Annotated in this window: 20 protein-coding genes and 1 tRNA gene; 10 read left to right on the forward strand and 11 right to left on the reverse strand. The window is 67.9% G+C overall.

Annotation, left to right across the window (positions count from 1 at the left end):
- Positions 1–96: 96 nt before the first annotated feature.
- Both ABDZ95_RS07840 and ABDZ95_RS07845 read right to left on the reverse strand, forming a co-directional pair.
- A complete protein-coding gene (locus ABDZ95_RS07840) occupies positions 97–564 on the reverse strand; it encodes a hypothetical protein (protein ID WP_343792418.1) in 468 nt (155 codons plus the stop codon).
- Positions 565–584: 20 nt separating this feature from the next.
- Positions 585–929 (reverse strand): hypothetical protein, encoded by a 345-nt coding sequence (locus tag ABDZ95_RS07845; protein ID WP_343792421.1) that lies wholly within the window; start codon positions 927–929, stop codon positions 585–587.
- A gap of 336 nt (positions 930–1,265) precedes the next feature.
- Here ABDZ95_RS07845 and ABDZ95_RS07850 point away from each other — a divergent pair, with 336 nt between their 5' ends.
- Positions 1,266–1,697 carry a hypothetical protein gene (locus ABDZ95_RS07850; protein ID WP_343792423.1) on the forward strand — a complete coding sequence of 144 codons (432 nt, stop codon included), beginning with the start codon at positions 1,266–1,268 and terminating at the stop codon, positions 1,695–1,697.
- Between the two features lie 142 nt (positions 1,698–1,839).
- Here the strand turns inward: ABDZ95_RS07850 and ABDZ95_RS07855 are convergent, their stop codons facing one another.
- Positions 1,840–2,253, reverse strand: a complete 414-nt coding sequence (locus tag ABDZ95_RS07855) for a helix-turn-helix domain-containing protein (protein ID WP_343792425.1) — start codon at positions 2,251–2,253, stop codon at positions 1,840–1,842.
- 203 nt (positions 2,254–2,456) lie between these two features.
- On the opposite strand from ABDZ95_RS07855, the gene ABDZ95_RS07860 reads away from it, so the two are divergent.
- From ABDZ95_RS07860 to ABDZ95_RS07880, 5 genes are all read left to right on the forward strand, one after another.
- On the forward strand, positions 2,457–2,852 hold the full coding sequence (locus ABDZ95_RS07860; RefSeq protein WP_343792427.1) for a hypothetical protein: 396 nt from the start codon (positions 2,457–2,459) through the stop codon (positions 2,850–2,852).
- 406 nt (positions 2,853–3,258) lie between these two features.
- On the forward strand, positions 3,259–3,756 hold the full coding sequence (locus ABDZ95_RS07865) for a GNAT family N-acetyltransferase (RefSeq protein WP_343792429.1): 498 nt from the start codon (positions 3,259–3,261) through the stop codon (positions 3,754–3,756).
- A gap of 191 nt (positions 3,757–3,947) precedes the next feature.
- A complete protein-coding gene (locus tag ABDZ95_RS07870) occupies positions 3,948–4,160 on the forward strand; it encodes a cold-shock protein (protein ID WP_343792431.1) in 213 nt (70 codons plus the stop codon).
- A 45-nt stretch (positions 4,161–4,205) separates the two neighbouring features.
- Complete coding sequence (locus ABDZ95_RS07875; RefSeq protein WP_343792433.1) at positions 4,206–4,376, forward strand: S1 domain-containing protein; 171 nt, start codon at positions 4,206–4,208, stop codon at positions 4,374–4,376.
- 26 nt (positions 4,377–4,402) lie between these two features.
- Positions 4,403–4,651, forward strand: a complete 249-nt coding sequence (locus tag ABDZ95_RS07880) for a hypothetical protein (RefSeq protein WP_343792435.1) — start codon at positions 4,403–4,405, stop codon at positions 4,649–4,651.
- Between the two features lie 2 nt (positions 4,652–4,653).
- Here ABDZ95_RS07880 and ABDZ95_RS07885 read toward each other — a convergent pair whose 3' ends face one another.
- Together ABDZ95_RS07885 and ABDZ95_RS07890 are read right to left on the reverse strand one after the other, a co-directional pair.
- The gene (locus tag ABDZ95_RS07885) at positions 4,654–6,210 is read right to left on the reverse strand and encodes an amidase (RefSeq protein ID WP_343792437.1); all 1,557 of its coding nucleotides are present in this window, start codon (positions 6,208–6,210) and stop codon (positions 4,654–4,656) included.
- A 51-nt stretch (positions 6,211–6,261) separates the two neighbouring features.
- Positions 6,262–8,649, reverse strand: a complete 2,388-nt coding sequence (locus tag ABDZ95_RS07890; protein WP_343792439.1) for a S9 family peptidase — start codon at positions 8,647–8,649, stop codon at positions 6,262–6,264.
- A gap of 103 nt (positions 8,650–8,752) precedes the next feature.
- Between ABDZ95_RS07890 and ABDZ95_RS07895 the strand changes: the two genes are divergently transcribed.
- Positions 8,753–9,568, forward strand: coding sequence for a ferredoxin--NADP reductase (locus tag ABDZ95_RS07895; protein WP_343792441.1), 816 nt, complete (start codon positions 8,753–8,755; stop codon positions 9,566–9,568).
- A complete protein-coding gene (locus ABDZ95_RS07900; RefSeq protein WP_343792443.1) occupies positions 9,540–9,896 on the forward strand; it encodes a chorismate mutase in 357 nt (118 codons plus the stop codon). Before ABDZ95_RS07895 ends, ABDZ95_RS07900 begins: the two co-directional genes overlap by 29 nt.
- A gap of 60 nt (positions 9,897–9,956) precedes the next feature.
- Here ABDZ95_RS07900 and ABDZ95_RS07905 read toward each other — a convergent pair whose 3' ends face one another.
- Together ABDZ95_RS07905 and ABDZ95_RS07910 are read right to left on the reverse strand one after the other, a co-directional pair.
- On the reverse strand, positions 9,957–10,310 hold the full coding sequence (locus tag ABDZ95_RS07905) for an Hpt domain-containing protein (protein ID WP_343792445.1): 354 nt from the start codon (positions 10,308–10,310) through the stop codon (positions 9,957–9,959).
- Positions 10,310–11,725, reverse strand: coding sequence for an amino acid permease (locus ABDZ95_RS07910; protein ID WP_343792447.1), 1,416 nt, complete (start codon positions 11,723–11,725; stop codon positions 10,310–10,312). The genes ABDZ95_RS07905 and ABDZ95_RS07910 overlap by 1 nt, the downstream gene beginning before the upstream one ends.
- A gap of 174 nt (positions 11,726–11,899) precedes the next feature.
- On the opposite strand from ABDZ95_RS07910, the gene ABDZ95_RS07915 reads away from it, so the two are divergent.
- Positions 11,900–11,975: transfer RNA gene (locus ABDZ95_RS07915), tRNA-Lys, on the forward strand.
- A gap of 605 nt (positions 11,976–12,580) precedes the next feature.
- Entirely contained in the window at positions 12,581–14,914 is a 2,334-nt protein-coding gene (locus tag ABDZ95_RS07920; protein WP_343792449.1) for a GH92 family glycosyl hydrolase, read from the forward strand.
- 210 nt (positions 14,915–15,124) lie between these two features.
- On the opposite strand, the gene ABDZ95_RS07925 is transcribed toward ABDZ95_RS07920, so the two are convergent.
- From ABDZ95_RS07925 to ABDZ95_RS07940, 4 genes are all read right to left on the reverse strand, one after another.
- A complete protein-coding gene (locus tag ABDZ95_RS07925; protein WP_343792451.1) occupies positions 15,125–16,516 on the reverse strand; it encodes a glycoside hydrolase family 47 protein in 1,392 nt (463 codons plus the stop codon).
- 40 nt (positions 16,517–16,556) lie between these two features.
- Positions 16,557–17,003, reverse strand: coding sequence for an acyl-CoA thioesterase (locus ABDZ95_RS07930; protein ID WP_343792453.1), 447 nt, complete (start codon positions 17,001–17,003; stop codon positions 16,557–16,559).
- A gap of 48 nt (positions 17,004–17,051) precedes the next feature.
- Positions 17,052–17,819 (reverse strand): proteasome-type protease, encoded by a 768-nt coding sequence (locus ABDZ95_RS07935; protein ID WP_343792455.1) that lies wholly within the window; start codon positions 17,817–17,819, stop codon positions 17,052–17,054.
- Between the two features lie 73 nt (positions 17,820–17,892).
- Positions 17,893–18,717 (reverse strand): transglutaminase family protein, encoded by an 825-nt coding sequence (locus ABDZ95_RS07940; protein WP_343792457.1) that lies wholly within the window; start codon positions 18,715–18,717, stop codon positions 17,893–17,895.
- Position 18,718 lies beyond the last annotated feature (1 nt).

Genomic DNA, 18,718 nt, shown 5'->3' on the forward strand with positions numbered 1-18,718 from the left:
TCCACCCCAAGGTTGGCCGCTTCGCTACCGTCTGCTTTGATCCATTTCACCGACGAGGAGTGACGATGCGCGGTCCTGCCCCCCCGTGGGCGCCCGCTACGGCGCCGTAGTCGAGGCGGGATCCGGCGTCTCCGCCTCTCCGCCCATCTCCGCGTCGGACAGCGCCCGGGCCTGGATGTCCTGCCCGTCCGCCGTGCCGGTCACGGCGAAGCCGAACCGGTTCGTGCGCCACTCCCGCGCCTCCGGCGGTCCGTAGTTGTCGCGCCGCCTCACCGTCTCCTGCGCGGAATAGCGGCAGTCGAGCGCCGGCCCCTCGCTACAGGTCATGCCCAGATCGATGGCGCAGGCCCGTGCCCCGCCGCTGACGCCCGCCGGACAGTTCTCGATGAACCACCGGCTCACCAGCCTCGGCGTGGCGTCTCCGAACGACGAGATGGCCCCGGCGTATTTCCCCGCTGGCGACTGGTCATAGGTGCTGCCCCTGACCTCCAGCACCGGCCCGACGAAACAGCCGCCCAACAGCGCCGCCGTCAGGCCCGCGACCGCGATCCTTCCCGGCCGCACTCCGGGCGCCGCGCTCAGCCTCAGGGCTGGCCTCCGCCGCCCCCCGACACATCCCCGTTGCCGCCCCGGCCGGTGGCGCAGTGGTGGCTGCCGCAGTCGCGCTCAATGCGGTCCACGACGTTGTCGCGCCAGCGCTGCGACTGCTCCCGCTGATGGTCGGCGACTTCCACGCGCTCGCACACGCGGCGCATGCGGTTCGACCCCGTCGTGGCCTCGCGGCGACAGACGATCCGCCCTTCCTCGGCCGGCGCCTCGGCCGCCGCGTTCGCGGTCGCGGTCCCCGCCGTCGGGGTCGGCGCCGTCGCCGGCGCGGCGTCCTGCATGGACAGAATCAGGCTCAGGCTCAGCACCAGCGTCGCGATCATGGATCTCTCCCACATGCCGTCGAAGAACGGCGTCTTCCATGCGACAGGTATACGTCCACTTTCGCAATCACGCTACTCCCACGCGAAACCTTCGGCTCGCCGTCTTGCGCCCCGTAAAGCAAGGGTTGTAGCGTCGACGTCTTCTTTGGCGAGGCACGGCCATGGTTATCCTGCTGATCCTGATCCTGATCACCCTGGCCTTCATCTTCCACGAGCTGGTCAAGGCGAACCGCCACCTCCGCGCGATCGCTGAACGCCGCCCGCCCCTCGACTGACCGCGCGACGCAAACCTGCATGATGATGTCCGACAGACCGTCCCCGAGCCTCGAGCCACGGGTGCTGACGCCGCTGAAGTGGGGCCTGAACCTCGTCTGGTGGGCCTTGTTTCTGGCCACCGCCCTAACGTTTCTGCCGAGCGCCGAGGCGGCGTTGGGGCGGTGGCTCGCGGACTATGGCGTGGCGCTTCGCCTGCCGCCCCGCCCTCTGCTGATCGGAACGCTCGTCGGGCTGACGCTTCTGCACTGGGCGCTCCCCCATGCGACTTCGGCGCCATCCCCACCTCAGGGAAGCCCAACCAGAAACCCGTACATGGGCCAGCCTCTCCGGGACCCGTCTTTCCGAAAGATCTGGCCCATCTATTTGATGCTGCTGTTGGGCGTCATTCTCGTCGTCTCCACCCACCTGAGAAGCGAGACGGACGAGACCTGCGTCGTCCTCACAGACGGTTGGGATTGCTCTGAACCTGATGAAGCCGCCAAAGCCGACTGACGGGGGTCTGCACTGATCCGCGAGCGGTGAACGTCGCCGGCCCTGCCCCGGGCTCCCCGACCTCGGGCGGATAGCCGAAGCCCCCGGCGCGACCCTGGGCCGACGACGTCTGTTCTGAAGACGTCACGGTCGGGCCCGCGCCTCAATCATCCGGTCGGCTTGCGGCCAACTCCCTGGCCAGCATGACGATCACGTCGCGCTGTCTCTTCGTCAGCCGGCCGAACAGCGCGTTCAACTCGCGCCCCGGCTCGGTCGCCCGGATCGACGCTTCCGGGCCCGGTTCGCCGCCGACGGTTTCCGGGAAGAAGATGGAAGGTTCGACGCGCAATGTCCGGGCGATGCCGACCAGCATGGACGCCGACACCCGATTGACCCCGGCCTCGTATTTCTGAACCTGCTGGAAGGTGACGCCGATCGCCTTCCCCAACACGGCTTGCGTCATGTCCTTGCGGATGCGCTCCTGCTTGATGCGCGCTCCGACGTAAAGGTCCATGGGATCGGGCGCGTACGCCCCGTCCGCTTGCGGAGATCCGTGGGACGTGCCGGCTCTGGTCATCCGAGATTACCTGACTTCAACCCAGTGAAAAACAGACCCGCCGGGTTCGCTCCGAACCCAGGAAAAACGTCGGCATCTGAATCCATGACGTCGGCATGCGACCGGTACCTCATCGCGGCGAAAATCCAGGGCCCGGCAGCAGACATCCTGCCGTTTCCGGACGAGGGTTGCAGACCTCATGCGACTGCGGTCAGGCTGCAGGGATGAAGACCACCACCCGCCTGCCCCTCGTCGCCGTTCTGATCCTGGGCGCCCTGACCTCCTGCTCGCCCAGCACCCGGATCGCGCTGAAGAACGACACCGGGGCGGAGATCGAAACCGCGATCGGCCAGGCCCCGACTCGGCTCGCCGCGGGCGAGACCAGCCGGCCCTTCATTCTGGCCTGGGGCGCGCAGGGGCACTGGTCGAAGACGGTCACGGCGGGCGGCTGCACCTGGACCTGGGCGGACGACGACTACGGACGCGACCTGCGCCTGCCGCCCCCGACCCTGACGCAGCCGCCGACGCTTCTGGTGATCGACAGCGCGTTCAACCTGACCGCCCTGAACGAAAACGGAGACGCTCTGGGGCAGCTCCGGCCCCGGCGCTCCTGCCCCTGACGACACTCGCCTCTCTTGGCCACGGAAAGGGAGATGACAGGTCGGCCCGCAAGTTCCGCTCATCCCCGCGAAGGCGGGGATCCAGTGCGGCTGGTCGGGCCAGACACGGGCCATCCGGAGCGCGCTGCGAAACGCCCCTGCTGAACGACTGCATGCGCTGGATCCCCGCCTCCGCGGGCATGAGCGGAGTGAAAGACTATCTCCAAGTCCGATCTCGACTGAACGACGGACGTCCGCTTTCGACTCTTGGCGGCAGCCTGGGATGTCCGCTTCCGGGGTGCGCGTCCGCCGGTCATTGACCTTCAGGTCTGTTGAAATCCCAAGACCCAACTCTGGCTACGCAGATTGCAACCTGGACCACCCTCAGAAAGGTGACGATGGTCGTCCGGTGCGCGACAGTCCTTCAATGCTCATTCGTCCCCAAACCCCCGCAGACGCCGCCGCCATCCGCGCCGTGACCGAGGCCGCCTTCGCCAGCGCCGAGCACGCCAGCGGCACGGAGGGCGCGATCGTCGATGCTCTGCGGGAGGCCGGCGCCCTGACCCTTTCGCTGGTGGCGGAGCAGGACGGCGCCATTGTCGGCCACGCCGCCTTTTCGCCCGTCCGGATCGACGGCGAGGACTGCTGCTGGTTCGGCCTCGGCCCGGTCTCGGTCGCGCCGGATCGTCAGGGCAAGGGCATCGGGACTGCGCTGGTCCGCGAGGGCTTGAGCACGCTTCAGGACCGCGACGCCGCCGGTTGCGTGGTGCTGGGCGATCCCGCCTACTATGGACGCTTCGGCTTCACGAGTGACCACGCCCTCCGCTACCCCGGCGTCCCGCCGCAGTATTTCCAGTCGCTGCGATGGAGCGGCGATCCGGTCGCAGGCGAGGTCGCCTATCATTCGGGTTTCGACGCGAAATGATGACCTCGGATCAACAGACGGTCGTCCCCTTGTAAAGGGCGCGCCGCCTCCCCATCTCTCTCCCGTCGATCTCTTGCGTAACGCTGCTGCCCTTTGCATCGCGCACCGAGGTCCAAAAGCCGATCCCATTCAGACCCGACAGGCCGACCAGGGACTTCTCCCTGCGGTCAACGCCTAACGGAGGTCTTCAAATGGCTACCGGCACTGTGAAATGGTACAACACCACCAAGGGCTACGGCTTCATCGCTCCCGATGACGGCGGCAAGGACGTCTTCGTCCACGCCTCGGCCGTCGAGGTCTCGGATCTGGGCGTTCTGTCCGAGGGCCAGACCATCAACTACGAAATCGAGCGCGACGCCCGTAGCGGCAAGGAATCCGCCGGCCGCCTCAAGGCGGCGGAGTAGGACAAGGCCCTCAGGTCCAGCGTCATCGCGTTCGACGGCGAGGTCATGAAGACTTCGCCGCTCGGGCGATACCGGGTGCGTCTGGACAATGGCCACGTCGTCACGGCCCTGCCGTCTCTCGGCATGCCTGTGAGTTCGCCCGAACCGGGCGACCGCGTCGTGGTGGAAATCGCCTTCAATCAGCTGAAGGGCTGGCGTCTCGAGCGCCGGCCCTGAGGCCCTTCCAGAGACAGGACGATCGCATGACCCCGCTCGCCGACATGATCCCCGGCATGACCGACGCCGACCTGACCACTCTTCGCGCCAACGCGACCCGCCTGGTCGAACACGGCGCTGTCGGACAGGTTCTGGCCGCCTCCGAAATCATTCCCGTCATCGACACGGAGATCGCGCGCCGCGCCGCGCTGCCCAAGCCGGACGCGCCGGCCAAGAAGCGCGCCGTCCGCAAGAAGGTCGTGCCCGTCACCGGCCACCAGACCGCGCTGACCTGATTTTAGCGAGCCGGCGTCGGAGCTCGTCGCTCCATCGTCCGCTGCTCGAACGCATAGCCCAGCGACAGCACCTGCGCGTCCTGCCACTGGCCCGCGATGAAGCTGATGCCCACGGGCATGCTCCGGTCGAAGCCCATCGGCACCGTCAGGTGCGGATAGCCGGCGATGGCCGCCAGACGGCTGGCCGAGCCCTGCATGGTGTCGTCATCGGCCGGATCGTTCGTCCAGGCGCGCGAGGTCGTCGGCGCGACCAGGGCGACCAGTTCGTGGTCGGCCATCATCCGGTCAATGCCCTCCGGCCCTGCCCCGCGCAGCGAGCTGGTCCGCGCCTCGACATAGGTCGGATCCTGCAGTCCTCCGGTCGCCTCGGCCCGCTCGAACAAATCCTGTCCGAACAGTTCGGTCTCGCGCGGTTCGGCGGCGTTGAAGGCGATGACGTCGGCCAGGGTGCGGGTGCGGACCTGCGCCGGATCGGTCGAGGCCAGATAGGCGTTCAGGTCATGCTTCAACTCCGTCAGCAGCACCGTCAGCTCCCACCCGCCCAGCTGGCGGAAGTTCGCCGGCGGCTCGTCGATGTCGACGATCACCGCCCCCGCGTCGCGCATGGCCTGCAGCGCGCGCTCGAACTCGGCGCGGGTCTCTCCGGAATAGCCGGCCAGCAGGAACCGCATCACGCCGATCCGGGCCCCGCTCAGCGAGCCGGCGTCCAGCCCGGCGGCGTAATCGACCTTGCGGGCATCGGCCTCGATCGTCGCCGGGTCGGCAGGATCCGAGCCGGCGATGACCGACAGCACCAGCGCCGCATCCCGCACCGTCGTGGCGATCGGTCCGGCCGTGTCCTGCGAATGGCTGATCGGCACGATGTGGGTGCGGCTGACCAGACCCACGGTCGGCTTGAAGCCGACGACGCCGTTCACCGAGGCTGGACAGGTGATCGAGCCGTCGGTCTCGGTGCCGATCGCCGCCGGAGCCAGACCGATGGCGACAGCCACGGCGCTGCCTGAGGACGATCCGCAGGGCGTGCGGTCCAGATCATACGGATTGCGCGCCTGCCCGCCGACGGCGCTCCAGCCGCTGATGGACTGTGACGAACGGATGTTGGCCCATTCGGACAGATTGGCCTTGCCCAGCATGACCGCGCCGGCGTTGCGCAGACGGCCCACGATCGGCGCGTCACGCCCCGGCGCATTGTTCTCCAGCGCCAGCGATCCCGCCGTCGTCGGCATGTCGGCGGTCTCGATATTGTCCTTAAGCAGGATGGGGACGCCGCTCAGCGCCCCTGGGCGGATCGCGACCGGCTCGTCGGCCAGCAGGGCCGGGTTCACGGCGATGACCGACGCCAGCGGCTGGTCGTAGGCCGTCCCCTCGCTGAGAGCGATCGCGACGGAGCCGGCGATGGCGCTGCGCGCCGGATAGTGGCCGAGCACGATTTCGGAGACGGTCGGCGGCTGGAAGATCGAACCGCCATCCTCCCCCGGCAGCGTCCAGCTTCCGTCGGCATTGGCCGCCGCACAGGCCGAAAGCCCCAGCAGGAGCGCGCCCGAAGCCGCGTCCCTCATCCACCCGTTCATCCGCTTCAGCATCGACACCCCCTCACGATGCGATATCCGTCAGTCCTGTCCGGCCAGCTCCGACGCCGGAGCCCGCGACCCGATGGTGCGGTCCAGGAAGTCCAGATAGGTCCGCCACTGGTGCAGCTGGCGCGGGTTGCCCCGGATGCCGTGGCGCTGGCCCGGATACAGCATGGTCTCGAACGGGATGCTGGCCTCCTGCAGGGCGTTCAGCACGCGCGTGGTGTTCTCGAAGATCACATTGTCGTCCGCCATGCCGTGCATCAGCAGCAGACGGCCGGTCATGTTCGGCAGGCGCGGAATGACGTCCGAGGCGGCATAGCCTTCGCGGTTCGCTTCCGGCGTCGACATGTACCGTTCGGTATAGCCGGTGTCGTACAGACCCCACTCGGTCGGCGGAGCGCCCGAGATGGCCGACGCCAGACCCATCTCCGGCTCGGTGATGGCCATCAGGCTCATGAAGCCGCCATAGGACCAGCCCATCATGGCGATGCGGTCGTCATCCACGAACGGGAGGGTTCTCAGATAGTTGGCGGCCAGAACCTGGTCCTCGACCTCAGGCTGGCCCATCTTCAGATACAGGGCCTGCTTGAAGGCAGCCGAGCGGTCACCCTCGCCACGGTTGTCGAGGCGGAAGACGACATAGCCGGCCTCGGTCAGCAGCTGGTTGGTCGACGACTGCCACGACTTGCGCACGCCGCCGCCCGACGGGCCGCCGTACACCTGCATGACCACCGGCCAGGTCTGCGACGGGTCGAAGCCCGGCGGCGTGGTCATCTGCCAGACCAGCGTCTCGCCGTGGCTCTCCAGCGTGCCGTATGTCACCTCGCCCCGACGCGAAGCGTAGGGGAAGTAGGGGTGGCTCTCGTTCAGGCGGTTTTCCTCGATCCAGCGGATCAGGGTTCCGTCGGCGCGGTACAGGCCCGACTGTGGCGGGGTGTTCAGGTCCGAATAGTTGCCGACGAAGGCCGTGCCCGGCCCGTTCATCGACGCCGACCACCAGCCGTCGCCCGATGTCACCGGGGTGAAGCGCGAGGCCGTCTCGTTCAGCGAACCGCGCCACAGGCGCTGGGTCGTCGGCTCTTCGGCCTGCGGATCGCACATGGCCTGACGATCGCCGGGGAAGACGCACAGGCTGTGCCCGCCGCTGACGCCTTCCGGACGCGCGGCGTACTCGAACGAGGCCGTAAAGAAGACCTCGCCCGTGTCCTGGTTGACCCCGTTCAGGCTCTTCACCGCCCACGGGCCGTAGGTGATCGGACGGATCATCTCGCCGTCGCGGTCGTAGAGGTACAGGTGACGCCAGCCCGTCTCCTCGGTCGACCAGATGAAGTTGCCGTCCTTCAGCGCCTTGAAGTCGTGGGTCAACGGTACCCAGGCGTCCGAGCGCTGGGTCAGGATCACACGGCTGTTCCCGGTCGCCGGATCGACGCTCAGCAGGTCCAGCGTCTTCTGGTCGCGTGACAGGCGTTGGACATAGAGGGTCGCCCCGTCCGTCGACCAGTTCACCCGGCCCAGATAAATGTCGGCGTCAGCGCCCAGATCGACCTTCACCCGACGGCCGCGCTCGCGGTCGTGGACATACAGCTCGACCACCGCATTGGGACGGCCGGCGCGCGGGTAGCGCTGCTCCACCGTGGCGGCGCCGCCGCCGGTGATATCCAGACGCGGGATAATGTCGACAGTGCTCTCGTCGGTCCGCTGCAGGGCGATGTAGCGCTCGTTCGGGCTCCACCAGTAGCCGGTATCGCGGTCCAGCTCTTCCTGTGCGATGAACTCGGCGGTCGCCCAGGTGATCAGGCCTTCGCCCTCGTCGGTGATGGCCGTCTCGCGGTTGGTCGACAGGTCGTAGACGACCAGATCCTGATCGCGGACCCAGGAGACGAAATTGCCTTCGGGCGAGACCTTGGCGTCGATCTCGTCAGCCTCGGTCTCGGTCAGGCGGCGGACGTTTCCGCCCTCCCGTTCGGCCAGGAAGATGTCGCCTTCCAGCGGAGCGAGGATGTAACGTCCCTGCTCGTCCCACGAATATTCGACCACGCCGCGCTGGCTGATGCGCATGCGCTCGCGCCGGGCCTTCTCGGCCTCCGACAGCTCACCGGCGTCCGGAACCAGAGCTCGGGCGTCGATCAGCTTGAAGGGCTCGCCCTCCCCCGTCGGTGCGGCCCACAGGTCCAGCACATCCACGTCGTCCTCGCGCGAGCGCAGGAAGGCGACCAGCTCGCCGTCCGGCGACAGGGTCACGCCCCGCGCCACCGGTCCGGCCAGCGACGGGTTCGCGAACACCCGCTCGGGCGTCAGCAGGGCGCTGGGCGCCGGGGCGGCCGCCTCGGCCGGCGCGGGCGTGCCGACGTCCTGGGCGAGAGCGGCGGAGAACGGCGACATCGCCGCGACGAACAGGGTGGAGGCGAGAAGGATATTGCGCATGGCGGCGACGCTAACGACGGATTCCCCCCTCGTCACCCCGAATCCGGCCGGCGACGTTGCCGCGCCTTTCCCTTCGCCCCCCAACATCCTAGTTAGGGCGCAAATGACCGACGCCGCCGTATCTCCCCCTCCGGTGAAAGCCAGCCCCTTCCACGAACTGGAGGTGCTGTCCGTCCATCACTGGACCGACCAGCTGTTCAGCTTCCGCATCCGCCGCCCCGAGGACTTCCGGTTCCGCTCGGGCGAGTTCGTGATGATCGGCCTGCCAGGCGAGGATGGCGGCAAGCCGGTGCTGCGCGCCTATTCGATCGCCAGCCCGAGCTGGGACGAGGAGCTTGAGTTCTTCTCGATCAAGGTGCCGGACGGTCCCCTGACCTCGCGCCTGCAGAAGATCCAGGTCGGCGACACGGTCCTGATGGGCAGGAAGCCGACCGGGACCCTGGTGCTGGACGCCCTGACCGGCGGCGAGCGCCTGTGGCTGATCGGCACGGGAACGGGTCTGGCCCCGTGGCTGTCGGTCGCCCGCGATCCGGACACCTACAGCCGCTTCGGCCAGGTCATCGTCTGCCACACGGTGCGCAATGTGGCCGACCTCGCCTACCGCGACTTCTTCACCTCGGGCATCCACGAGGACCCGCTGGTCGGCGACGAGGCGAAGGCCCAGCTGACCTACTATCCGACCGTGACGCGCGAGAAGTTCGAGACGCCGGGCCGGATCACAGACCGGATCAGGTCGGGCGACATCTTCGCCGACCTGCAACTGCCCATCGGTTTCTCGCCGAACAGCGACCGCATCATGCTGTGCGGCTCGATGGCCATGATCAAGGAAACGGGCGAACTGCTCGAGACCTATGGCCTCAAGGAGGGCTCGAACGCCGAGCCCGGCGACTATGTGCTGGAGCGCGCCTTTGTCGGTTGAGTCCCCCACCATCGTGGCCATCGACGCCCGCGTCGCCCCCGAGGAATGCCTGAGCATGGCCGAAGTCCGCCACGGCGTGGACGCGCTGGACCGCGCCTTGGTTACCCTGCTGGCCGAACGTCAGCGCTACATGCACGCCGCCGCCCGCATCAAGCCGAGCCGCGACGTGGTGCACGACGACGCCCGCATCGAGGATGTGGTGGCCAAGGTGCTCGCGGCGGCCGCGCCCGCCGGCCTGTCGCCCGACATCGCCGAGCCCGTCTGGCGCACCCTGATCGACCGCTGCATCGCGCATGAGTTCAGCGTCTGGGACAAGACCCGCGTCTGAAGTTCCTCCCCCTTGGGGGGAGGGGACCATGCGAAGCATGGTGGAGGGGCGCCAGCCGCCCTACCCCTTCAGACTTCTCAACATCAGCTCGTGCCGGTACGCCGCCACGTCGCTGAGCGCGATCTCCAGCGCGTCGCGCACCCGCTCCAGCAGCGGCGGCGCATCGGCCTTCTCCGCCACTTCAGCCGCCTGACAGGCTTCCGCCAGCCCGCCCGCGCCGATCCCCGCCGCCGCGCCGCGGATCGTATGGGCGGCGTCGCGCCAGCCCTCCTCGCGCACGTCGAGCATCGGCTCCCACATCGCCGCCTGCTGGGCGAAAAGGCCCAGGACCTCGTCCGAGATGGCGTCGCCGCCGCCGGTCATGCTCTCCAGCACGCCGAAGTCGACGGCGCCGGACAGGTCCCTGCGCGCCATCAGCCCTCCGGCTCCTCGCCCTTGGCCAGACGCGAGTTCCGCGACGACCAGACCAGATAGACCAGCAGGCCGACGCCGTTCCACGCCAGGAACCACAGCTGGGTCGAGGTGCGCAGACTCAGGAAGAAGACCACGCAGCCGACCATGGTGATCGCCCCGACCAGCCACCACAGCGGGGCCCGGAAGACGCGCGGCCGGTTCGGATCGCGCACGCGCAGGACCACGAGGCTCAGGCCCACGGCGAAGAAGGCCGCCAGCGTCCCGGCGTTGGCCAGCGAGGCCAGTTCGTCCAGACGCATGATCCCCGCCAGCACCGCCACCACGATGGCGGTGAAGATGGTCACCACCGCCGGCACGCCGCGGCTGGAGATCTTCGCCAGCGAACGCGGCAGCAGGCCGTCGCGGGCCATGCCCAGGAAGATGCGGCTCTGGCCGAACAGGAAGGCCAGCAGCACGGTCGGCAGGGCGATGACCGCCGAGGCGCCCAGCCACTGGGCCGCCGTCCCCTGCCCCAGATCGCGCAGGATCAGGGCCAGCGGCTCGGGGCTTTCGGCGAAGCTGGCGACCGGACGGGCGCCGATCGCGGCGGCCGCCACGATCAGATACAGGGCCGTACAGATGACCATGGAGCCAACGATGCCGATCGACAGGTCGCGGCCCGGATTCTTGGTTTCCTCGGCCGCGGTCGAGATGGCGTCGAAGCCGTAGAAGGCGAAGAAGATGATCGCCGCCGCCGCCATCACCCCCGTCTGGACGAAGGGCGCGCCGAAGCCGTTGGGCATGAAGGGCGTGAAGTTGGCCTGGTCATAAGCCGGCAGGGCCAGCACCACGAACAGCACCAGCGCCGTCAGCTTCACCAGCACCAGAATGGCGTTCAGCGTAGCGCTCTCGCGTGTGCCCAGCAGCAGCAGGCCGGTCACCACGGCGATGATGAAGACCGCCGGCAGATTGATGATCCCGCCCGCGACGTGCGGCCCGACGGTCAGCGCCTCCGGCAGAGCCCAGCCCAGACCGTTCATGAAGCCGACCGCATATCCGGACCAGCCGACGGCGACGGCCGACACGACCAGTGAATACTCGAGGATCAGGCTCCAGCCGACGATCCAGGCGATCGCCTCGCCCAGCACGGCATAGGAATAGGTATAGGCGCTGCCCGAGGCGGGCATCATGGTCGACAGCTCGGCATAGGCCAGCGCCGCGCAGGCGCAGACCAGACCGGCCAGGGCGAAGCTGATCAGCACCGCCGGCCCGGCCAGACCGGCGCCCACGCCGATCAGGGTCAGAATGCCGGTGCCGACGATGGCGCCGACGCCCAGCGCCATCAGATGCGGCCAGCTTAGCGTCTTCTTCAGCGCCGGCCCGTCGTGCGGGGCCAGCATCGCGTCGATCGATCGCCGGCGGTTCCAGAAGGCCATGTCGCGTCTCCCCCTCGCCGCTTTGCCGCGGCTGATTCCGCCGAGACCCTAGACCCTCCTGCGACAAACCGAAACGGACACGGAAAAGCCGCTTGCGTTCCGCCAGCCTTGCCTCTATCTCCGCCCCCTCGCCGACACCGGTAACGGTTCTGTTGCGCGAACGACGATCGGTCCGGGTGATTAGCTCAGTTGGTAGAGCAGCTGACTCTTAATCAGCGGGTCGTAGGTTCGAACCCTACATCACCCACCATCGTCCTCTTCGTTTTCCTCCAGCGCAGACGTCTCGCAGCCGCGCCCAGAAGCGCGATCGAGTACAGCCTGTGAAAGCCCAGCAAGGCGCGGAACACCCCGCCCAATCGCTTGCGGCCGTCGGCGCCCCGCTCGGGAACGATGGCGGAGCCGAACCGGAGCCGCGTTCCGCCGTCAGGGGCTGGCTCTGCCTTGAACCACGACCGCGTCCGCCCCTGGAAGTCGCACATCAGCAGCTCGTCCCCGCGCCGCCCCTCGACCGTCCAGGCGGCGAAGACATCCGCCTCCCCGCGAGCCAGGGCCGCGACCTGCGCATCCGTCGAGGCCTTCCCGATCAGCGCCAGCACGAACCGCTCCAGACGGAACAGCGGCGTGGTGTAGAAGGCCGCGACGAACCGCTCCAGGTCGACATCGCCGACCACGTCGATGCGATAGCCGTCGGTGAAGCCCCCGTCCGCGGCATAACCCGCCAGCAAGGTGTCTCCGGACGCCGGCTCGGCGACGACGGAATGTCTGATCGATCCCCCGGTCCCGTCCACCATCGACCTTCCCTCCCCGCCCCAACCTGCCTAGTTTCGGCCATATCACAGGGCGGAGGGTTTCGGCATGCGGCGGATCGGGCTGGCGGCGGTTCTGGCGATGGCTCTGGCGGGATGCGCGACGGCGCAGGAGGCCGCGCCCGCGCAGGTCTCGGCCTATGACGCCGTCGATCCCTTCATCGGCACGGCCGGCAAGGGCCATACCTTCCCCGGAGCGGTCGCGCCCTTCGGCATGGTGCAGCTCAGCCCCGACACCGACTTCCGCTTCTTCCGCCAGTCCTACGACTGGGCCTCGGGCTATCGCTACGACGACCCGACCATCATGGGTTTCTCCCACACCCATTTCTCGGGCACCGGCCATTCGGACCTGGGCGATGTGCTGATCGTCCCGATCTCGGGCGAGGTGCAGTGGGATCCGGGCGACGCGACCGACCCGGCCTCGGGATACCGCTCGGCCTATACCAAGGCGTCCGAGATCGCCGAGCCGGGATACTACGCGGTCACCCTGACCGACGCCGGCATCCGGGCCGAGCTGACCGCGGGCGTCCGCGTCGGCCTGCATCGCTACAGCTTCCCGCGCGGCGCCCCTGCCCGCGTCCTGCTCGACTTCCGCCCTTCCATCTACGACTATCCGGGCAAGGTCCTTTGGTCGCGCATCCGGGTGCATCCGGACGGCACCGTGACCGGCTTCCGCGAAACCCGCGGCTGGGCGCCAGGCCGCCAGCTGTATTTCGCCATGCGCTTCTCCCGCCCGATGGTCGGCTACCAGTTGCAGAACCGCGAGGAGAACATCCCCTACAACGGCTTCCGCCAGCCGGGCCGCGCCATGGACGACCGCGCCCAGGTGCAGGGCCGCGCGCTGGAGGGCGCCTTCGATTTCGGCAACATCGCCGGACCTCTGCTGGTCAAGGTCGCCATCTCGTCCGTCGACGAGACCGGAGCCATCCGCAATCTGGAAAGCGAGGGCGGCGACTTCGACTTCAACGGCGTGCGCGCCCGCACCCGCACCGCGTGGGAAGAGGCGCTGGGCGCCGTCGAGATCGACGCCGCGCCCGAGATGCGCACCAGCCTCTACACAGCCCTGTACCACTCCCTGATCGCGCCCTCGGTGCATGGCGATATCGACGGACGCTGGCGCGGGCCTGACAATGCGGTTCACCAGTCGGACTTCACCGTCCACTCGACCTTCAGCCTGTGGGACACCTTCCGCGCCCAGCATCCCCTGCTGACGCTGATCCAGCCAGACACCCGCAACGCCGACATGATCAACTCCCTGATCGCGGCCCAGCAGGTCAGCCCCTACGGCATCCTGCCGGTCTGGTCGTTCCACGGTCAGGAGACCTGGACCATGATCGGCTACCACGCGGTGCCGGTGATCGCGGACGCGTACCTGAAGGGCATCCACGGCATCGACAGCGAGGCGGCCATGGCCGCCATGATCGCCAGCGCCACCTACCGCCCCTACGGCGGTCTGGGCGACTACATGGATCTCGGCTTCGTGCCGATCGATCGGGAGCCGGAGGCGGCGTCCAAGACGGTCGAGTACGCCTATGACGACTGGACCATCGCCCGCATGGCCGAGCGCATGGGCCACACCGAGATCGCCGCCCAGTTCGACCGCCGCGCCGGCAACTGGCGCAACACGTGGGACGCCGGGACCCGCTTCGTCCGCGCCCGCAAGGCTGACGGCACATTCCGCGAGCCGTTCGACCCGACCGCGATCAACTACGGCTCGGACTACACCGAGGGCAACGCCTGGCAGTACTCGTGGTTCGTGCCGCAGGATATGGCCGGGCTGGTTACCGCCATGGGCGGGGACGAAGCCACAGTCGCCAAGCTCGACGCCATGTTCGACTTCGACAACACCGGGCTGGACTATTCCCACGCCGAGGACATCGCCGGCCTGATCGGCCAGTACATCCACGGCAACGAGCCCAGCCACCACTCGGCCTATGCCTATGTCTACGCCGGAGCCCCGTGGCGGACGCAGGCCCGGCTGAAGCAGATCGTCGACAGCCAGTACCACTCCGGCCCCGCGGGCCTCGCCGGTAATGACGACGTCGGCCAGATGTCGGCCTGGCTGATGTTCACGGCGATGGGCTTCTATCCCGTCACGCCGGGCTCGAACCAGTACGTCATCGGCCGCCCGTTCACCGACCGCACGACCCTGAACCTGCCCAACGGTCGCCGCTTCACCATCACCACCGAGGGGCTGACCGACGCCAACCTCTACGTCCAGTCCGTCACCCTGAATGGCCGCCCGCTGGACCGCACCTGGATCGGCCACGACGAGATCCAGGCCGGCGGCACGCTGCACTTCGTGATGGGCGTCGAGCCGAACATGGTCTGGGGCACGAACGCGGGGGCAAGGCCGTACTCGATGAGCGCGTATGGCCAGTAATCGACGAACCCCGGCGACGATACGACAGGATTTGACGCATCATCATGCTCTGATGCGTCGGTCCGGTCTTTGACATCGTCAGCGCGCTTCAACATCGACAGGCGAAGTGTCCTGAAGTGTCCCGCGAATTCACGGTCACATGGACACTTCAGTGATCGGTGAAGTGTCCGAAAGTGTCCCGCAAATTCGAGGACAACCGGACACTTCGGATCAGCGGACGTAACCCCGCAGGATGCTCGCCTCGGTGCTCAGGGCCAGCCGGTCCAGATCGACCCGGCGCGGCTTCGCGAACATCAGGTAGTAGTATTTCATCTGCTCGGACCACCAGTAGCCGGGGCAGTTGTCGCCCTGCCCCATCGGCCGGGTCGAGATGTCGGCCAGCGAGGTGAAGCCGTATTGTGCCTTCGAGGTCGCCTTCATGTTGCGCCAGTGGATGGCGGTCAGCTCGCGATAGCGCTCGTTCCGGTCGCCCTGCCACAGGTTCAGACAGGCGTCGGCGTACTCGGGTCGCAGGCCGGTCCGCAGGCCGCGTGGCGTGGCGGTGCGCACGTCGGTCGATTCCGGGATGATCGTGAACCGCTCCTGCATCGTCGTGTAGGTGGCCAGGAAGTCATCCCCCTCGGCCTTGCGCCCCACCTGCCCCATCAACCCGGCGAGGTAGGCCCCCAGCACGGTCTGCGACGGCCCGGTCACCTCTCCGGTCTCGTAGTCGACCATCGGGTACCAGATCAGGCCCTCGTACCGCTTGCCCTGATGCCGGATGATGCTGTCGACGCACTCCTCGGCCCAGGTTTTCATCTCGGCGTCGCCGAACAGGTCCCAGCTATCCCACAGATATTCGTAGAAGCTGTCGGCATAGACATCGACCGAGGCGTTCCGACTGATGAACTCGCCGGTCTCGGCATGGATGTTGGCGGCCATCAGGCCCAGGCTGGAGCGCCGGTCCAGCGCATGCTTCATCGCCCGCTTGGCGGCGGCGTAATAGCGGTCGTCGCCGACCAGCTGGCCAAGCACGCCGAACTCGGCGGCATAAGTGCCGATCTCGGCCAAGTTGGTCTCGGGGTCCCGGACCGCGCCTGTGCGCAGGTTCACGTAGCGATACGGCAGGCCGTGCGGCGAGGCGTCGAAGGCCTTCATCAGCCGGTCGGCCAGATCCTTCGCCTTCTCCAGAATGACCGGATCGCCGCTGGCCAGGTGGGCCGAGACCAGGCCGCCGACCAGACGGATGTTGGTCTCGAAGGTCTGCGAATGGGCGTCGATGTCGAAGTTCAGGTTGGACTTCACCCAGTCGATCCCGGCCTGGAATTCCTCGTCCAGCTCCATGATCCAGAGGGTGCCCAGCGCCTCGACCAGCGACAGGCCCAGCGTCTGCCCCTCGATGAAGAAGGATCGCGAGGTTCCCGAGACCGGATTGATCTCGTCCTGACCCCAGGCCCGGTCGACATAGTGGTCCCACGCCCATTTGAACTCGGCCTTCACGTCCTCGCCGAGGGCGGCGAAATCCTCCTGCCCGGCGAATGCACGGATGCCTCCGGGCACGAAGGCCGCTGAGGCTCCGCCGATAAGTGCGAGGGTGTGACGACGGCTGAGACGGTGCTTCATGGCAGGGAGACTGGCCTTCGCCGGCCAACCCGTCCAGCCCTCAGCGCCCATCCATCGCCGCGGCCGCATCGATGAAGGCCTGCGGGACCGGCACGGTCGAGCGCCCGTCCCCCAGCGCCACGCAGACATAGGTCAGGCCCACGTCCGCCAGCAGCTCGTCGCCCCGGAAGATGCCGACCCGCGGCTGGAAGGAGGTCCGACCGAACCGCTCAATGCGGGCTCCCATGCGCAGCATGTCGTCGAACCGGGCCGAGGCGCGGAAGTCGACCTTCGCCCCCGCCGCGAACATGTCGATGCCCAGCGTCGCCAGCCCCTCGGCGCCCGGCAGGCCGATCGCCCGCATGTATTCCGTCATCGCGACGTCGGCGTAGACCAGATAGTTCGGGTTGAAGACCACGCCCTGCATGTCGACCTCGGACCAGCGCACGCGCTTGGGCTCGAAGAAGGCGAAATCGCCGGGGATGGACGGAGTGTCAAAGGCGGCCATAGGTAACGCTAGGCTTGGCCTTATCCGGGGCGCAAGGCTCCCGTGGCGTCAACCGCCGTTCGCCGCCATCGGCATGCCGGGCAACATCCACGGCGGCTCCGGCATGGCGGTCCTCGCCTGGGCCTGGGCCCGGGTCCAGCGGTCGTGCAGGTCGGTGAAATAGGGATCGTCAGCCTCGATACGGCGCTCGTCGCCGCTGATCATGTCGCGACGCAGGGTGATAAGGTCGAACGGCGCCCCGACCCCGACATTGCTGCGCATGGTGGTCGAGAAGGAGATCAGCCCCAGCTTCACCGCCTCGGCCAGGGGCGTGGTGGACCGCAGCCCACTGACCAGAATGGGCTTGCCGTACTTGGCCTCGCCGATCTGCAGGAAGGGCGTATCCGTTCCGCACTCGATGAAGTTGCCCTGGCTGTAGATCAGGAACAACTGCATCGGCCCGCCGGCGATCTGGCCGCCCAGCAGCATCGAAGCCGAGGTATTGAGGCTGTCGGCTTCAAGCCCCGGAGCGATCGACTGGCGCACGCTACGCAGGGCATGGCCCAGCAGCTGGGCGCAGCGGAACATGGAGGTCGCCGTCTCCAGCGTCTCCAGCTCCTCGCCCACATTCAGGTGCACGCCCTCGCGGGCCATGGCCAGCGCCGTCTGGGTCACCGACAGATTGCCCGCCGTCGCGACCGCCAGCACACGCTCGCCCGGCCGATCCACGACATGGAGCTTGCGGTAGGACGAGATGTTGTCGACACCCGCGTTCGTGCGGGTGTCGGCGATCATCGCCAGACCATCCTCGACCAGCATGCCGACGCAGTAGGTCATCTGAAAAGCGCCACTCCGGCTGCCGTCCCGAAGCGGAGACCCTAGCAGATTCCCTTGATCGCCAATGCCGCGCTCACGCCTGTTGCTGGCTCTGTTGCATGTCGGCATCACGCACGCTCAGGCGCACGGCCAGCCGCTCCCCGCCCCCGCCATAGCTGGCCCCCCGCACCGGCGCGGCTCCGAGGTAGTCCAGGCCGGTGGCGACCCGGACATAGCGTTCGGTCGGGCAGATGCCGTTGGCGACGTCGAAGCCGACCCAGCCCAGCCCCTCGACCCAAGCCTCGGCCCAGGCGTGCGCCGCCTCCTGATCCTCCCCGTCGCGCCGGGCCAGATGGCCTGAGACGTAGCGGGCCGGCACGCCCATTTGCCGGGCGCAGGCGATGAAGACGTGGGCGTGGTCCTGACAGACCCCCCGGCCGAGAGCCAGCACCTCGGACGCAGTGTTCGTCGGGGTCGTGACGCCGACCTCGAAGGCCACCGAGCCGTGGATCGCCGCCATCAGCCGGTGCATCCGGTCCAGCGGCGGATGGGCCACGAACTCCGAGGCGAACACCGAGATCAGCTTGTCGCGCTTCGTCAGCGACGTATCCCGCAGGAAGACCAGCGGCGACAGGGTCTCCTGATCCGGCGGAATCACGCCCGCCGTATTGGCTGTAACAACCTCGCCCGTCACCCGGACGGTCAGGCTCTGCGTCGGCTGTTCCGTATAGAGGGCGTGGACCACATTGCCGAAGGCGTCCTCGGTCCGGCGCAGGCGGGCGTCCACGTCCGTCTCCACCGCCCAGTGCCGCACCTGCTGCGCCTCGCTGGACCGGGGCGTCAGGCGCAGGGTCTGGATGATGAACCGCGCGGCGCGGTCATAGGCATAGGTCGTCGAGTAATCGATCCGGATCCGCATA

Origin of the sequence: Brevundimonas kwangchunensis (genome assembly GCF_039523815.1) — a bacterium.
Lineage (GTDB): Bacteria > Pseudomonadota > Alphaproteobacteria > Caulobacterales > Caulobacteraceae > Brevundimonas > Brevundimonas kwangchunensis.

What these genes read in the sequence shown, in the direction of transcription:
- ABDZ95_RS07925 (WP_343792451.1), bottom strand. Translation starts at nt 16,516, where the DNA reads ATGAAGCACCGTCTCAGCCGTCGTCACACCCTCGCACTTATCGGCGGA.
- ABDZ95_RS07920 (WP_343792449.1), top strand. Translation starts at nt 12,581, where the DNA reads ATGCGGCGGATCGGGCTGGCGGCGGTTCTGGCGATGGCTCTGGCGGGA.
- ABDZ95_RS07935 (WP_343792455.1), bottom strand. Translation starts at nt 17,819, where the DNA reads ATGACCTACTGCGTCGGCATGCTGGTCGAGGATGGTCTGGCGATGATC.
- ABDZ95_RS07885 (WP_343792437.1), bottom strand. Translation starts at nt 6,210, where the DNA reads ATGAGGGACGCGGCTTCGGGCGCGCTCCTGCTGGGGCTTTCGGCCTGT.
- ABDZ95_RS07910 (WP_343792447.1), bottom strand. Translation starts at nt 11,725, where the DNA reads ATGGCCTTCTGGAACCGCCGGCGATCGATCGACGCGATGCTGGCCCCG.
- ABDZ95_RS07870 (WP_343792431.1), top strand. Translation starts at nt 3,948, where the DNA reads ATGGCTACCGGCACTGTGAAATGGTACAACACCACCAAGGGCTACGGC.
- ABDZ95_RS07900 (WP_343792443.1), top strand. Translation starts at nt 9,540, where the DNA reads ATGTGCTGGAGCGCGCCTTTGTCGGTTGAGTCCCCCACCATCGTGGCC.
- ABDZ95_RS07880 (WP_343792435.1), top strand. Translation starts at nt 4,403, where the DNA reads ATGACCCCGCTCGCCGACATGATCCCCGGCATGACCGACGCCGACCTG.
- ABDZ95_RS07895 (WP_343792441.1), top strand. Translation starts at nt 8,753, where the DNA reads ATGACCGACGCCGCCGTATCTCCCCCTCCGGTGAAAGCCAGCCCCTTC.
- ABDZ95_RS07875 (WP_343792433.1), top strand. Translation starts at nt 4,206, where the DNA reads ATGAAGACTTCGCCGCTCGGGCGATACCGGGTGCGTCTGGACAATGGC.
- ABDZ95_RS07865 (WP_343792429.1), top strand. Translation starts at nt 3,259, where the DNA reads ATGCTCATTCGTCCCCAAACCCCCGCAGACGCCGCCGCCATCCGCGCC.
- ABDZ95_RS07940 (WP_343792457.1), bottom strand. Translation starts at nt 18,717, where the DNA reads ATGCGGATCCGGATCGATTACTCGACGACCTATGCCTATGACCGCGCC.
- ABDZ95_RS07890 (WP_343792439.1), bottom strand. Translation starts at nt 8,649, where the DNA reads ATGCGCAATATCCTTCTCGCCTCCACCCTGTTCGTCGCGGCGATGTCG.
- ABDZ95_RS07845 (WP_343792421.1), bottom strand. Translation starts at nt 929, where the DNA reads ATGATCGCGACGCTGGTGCTGAGCCTGAGCCTGATTCTGTCCATGCAG.
- ABDZ95_RS07860 (WP_343792427.1), top strand. Translation starts at nt 2,457, where the DNA reads ATGAAGACCACCACCCGCCTGCCCCTCGTCGCCGTTCTGATCCTGGGC.
- ABDZ95_RS07855 (WP_343792425.1), bottom strand. Translation starts at nt 2,253, where the DNA reads ATGACCAGAGCCGGCACGTCCCACGGATCTCCGCAAGCGGACGGGGCG.
- ABDZ95_RS07905 (WP_343792445.1), bottom strand. Translation starts at nt 10,310, where the DNA reads ATGGCGCGCAGGGACCTGTCCGGCGCCGTCGACTTCGGCGTGCTGGAG.
- ABDZ95_RS07930 (WP_343792453.1), bottom strand. Translation starts at nt 17,003, where the DNA reads ATGGCCGCCTTTGACACTCCGTCCATCCCCGGCGATTTCGCCTTCTTC.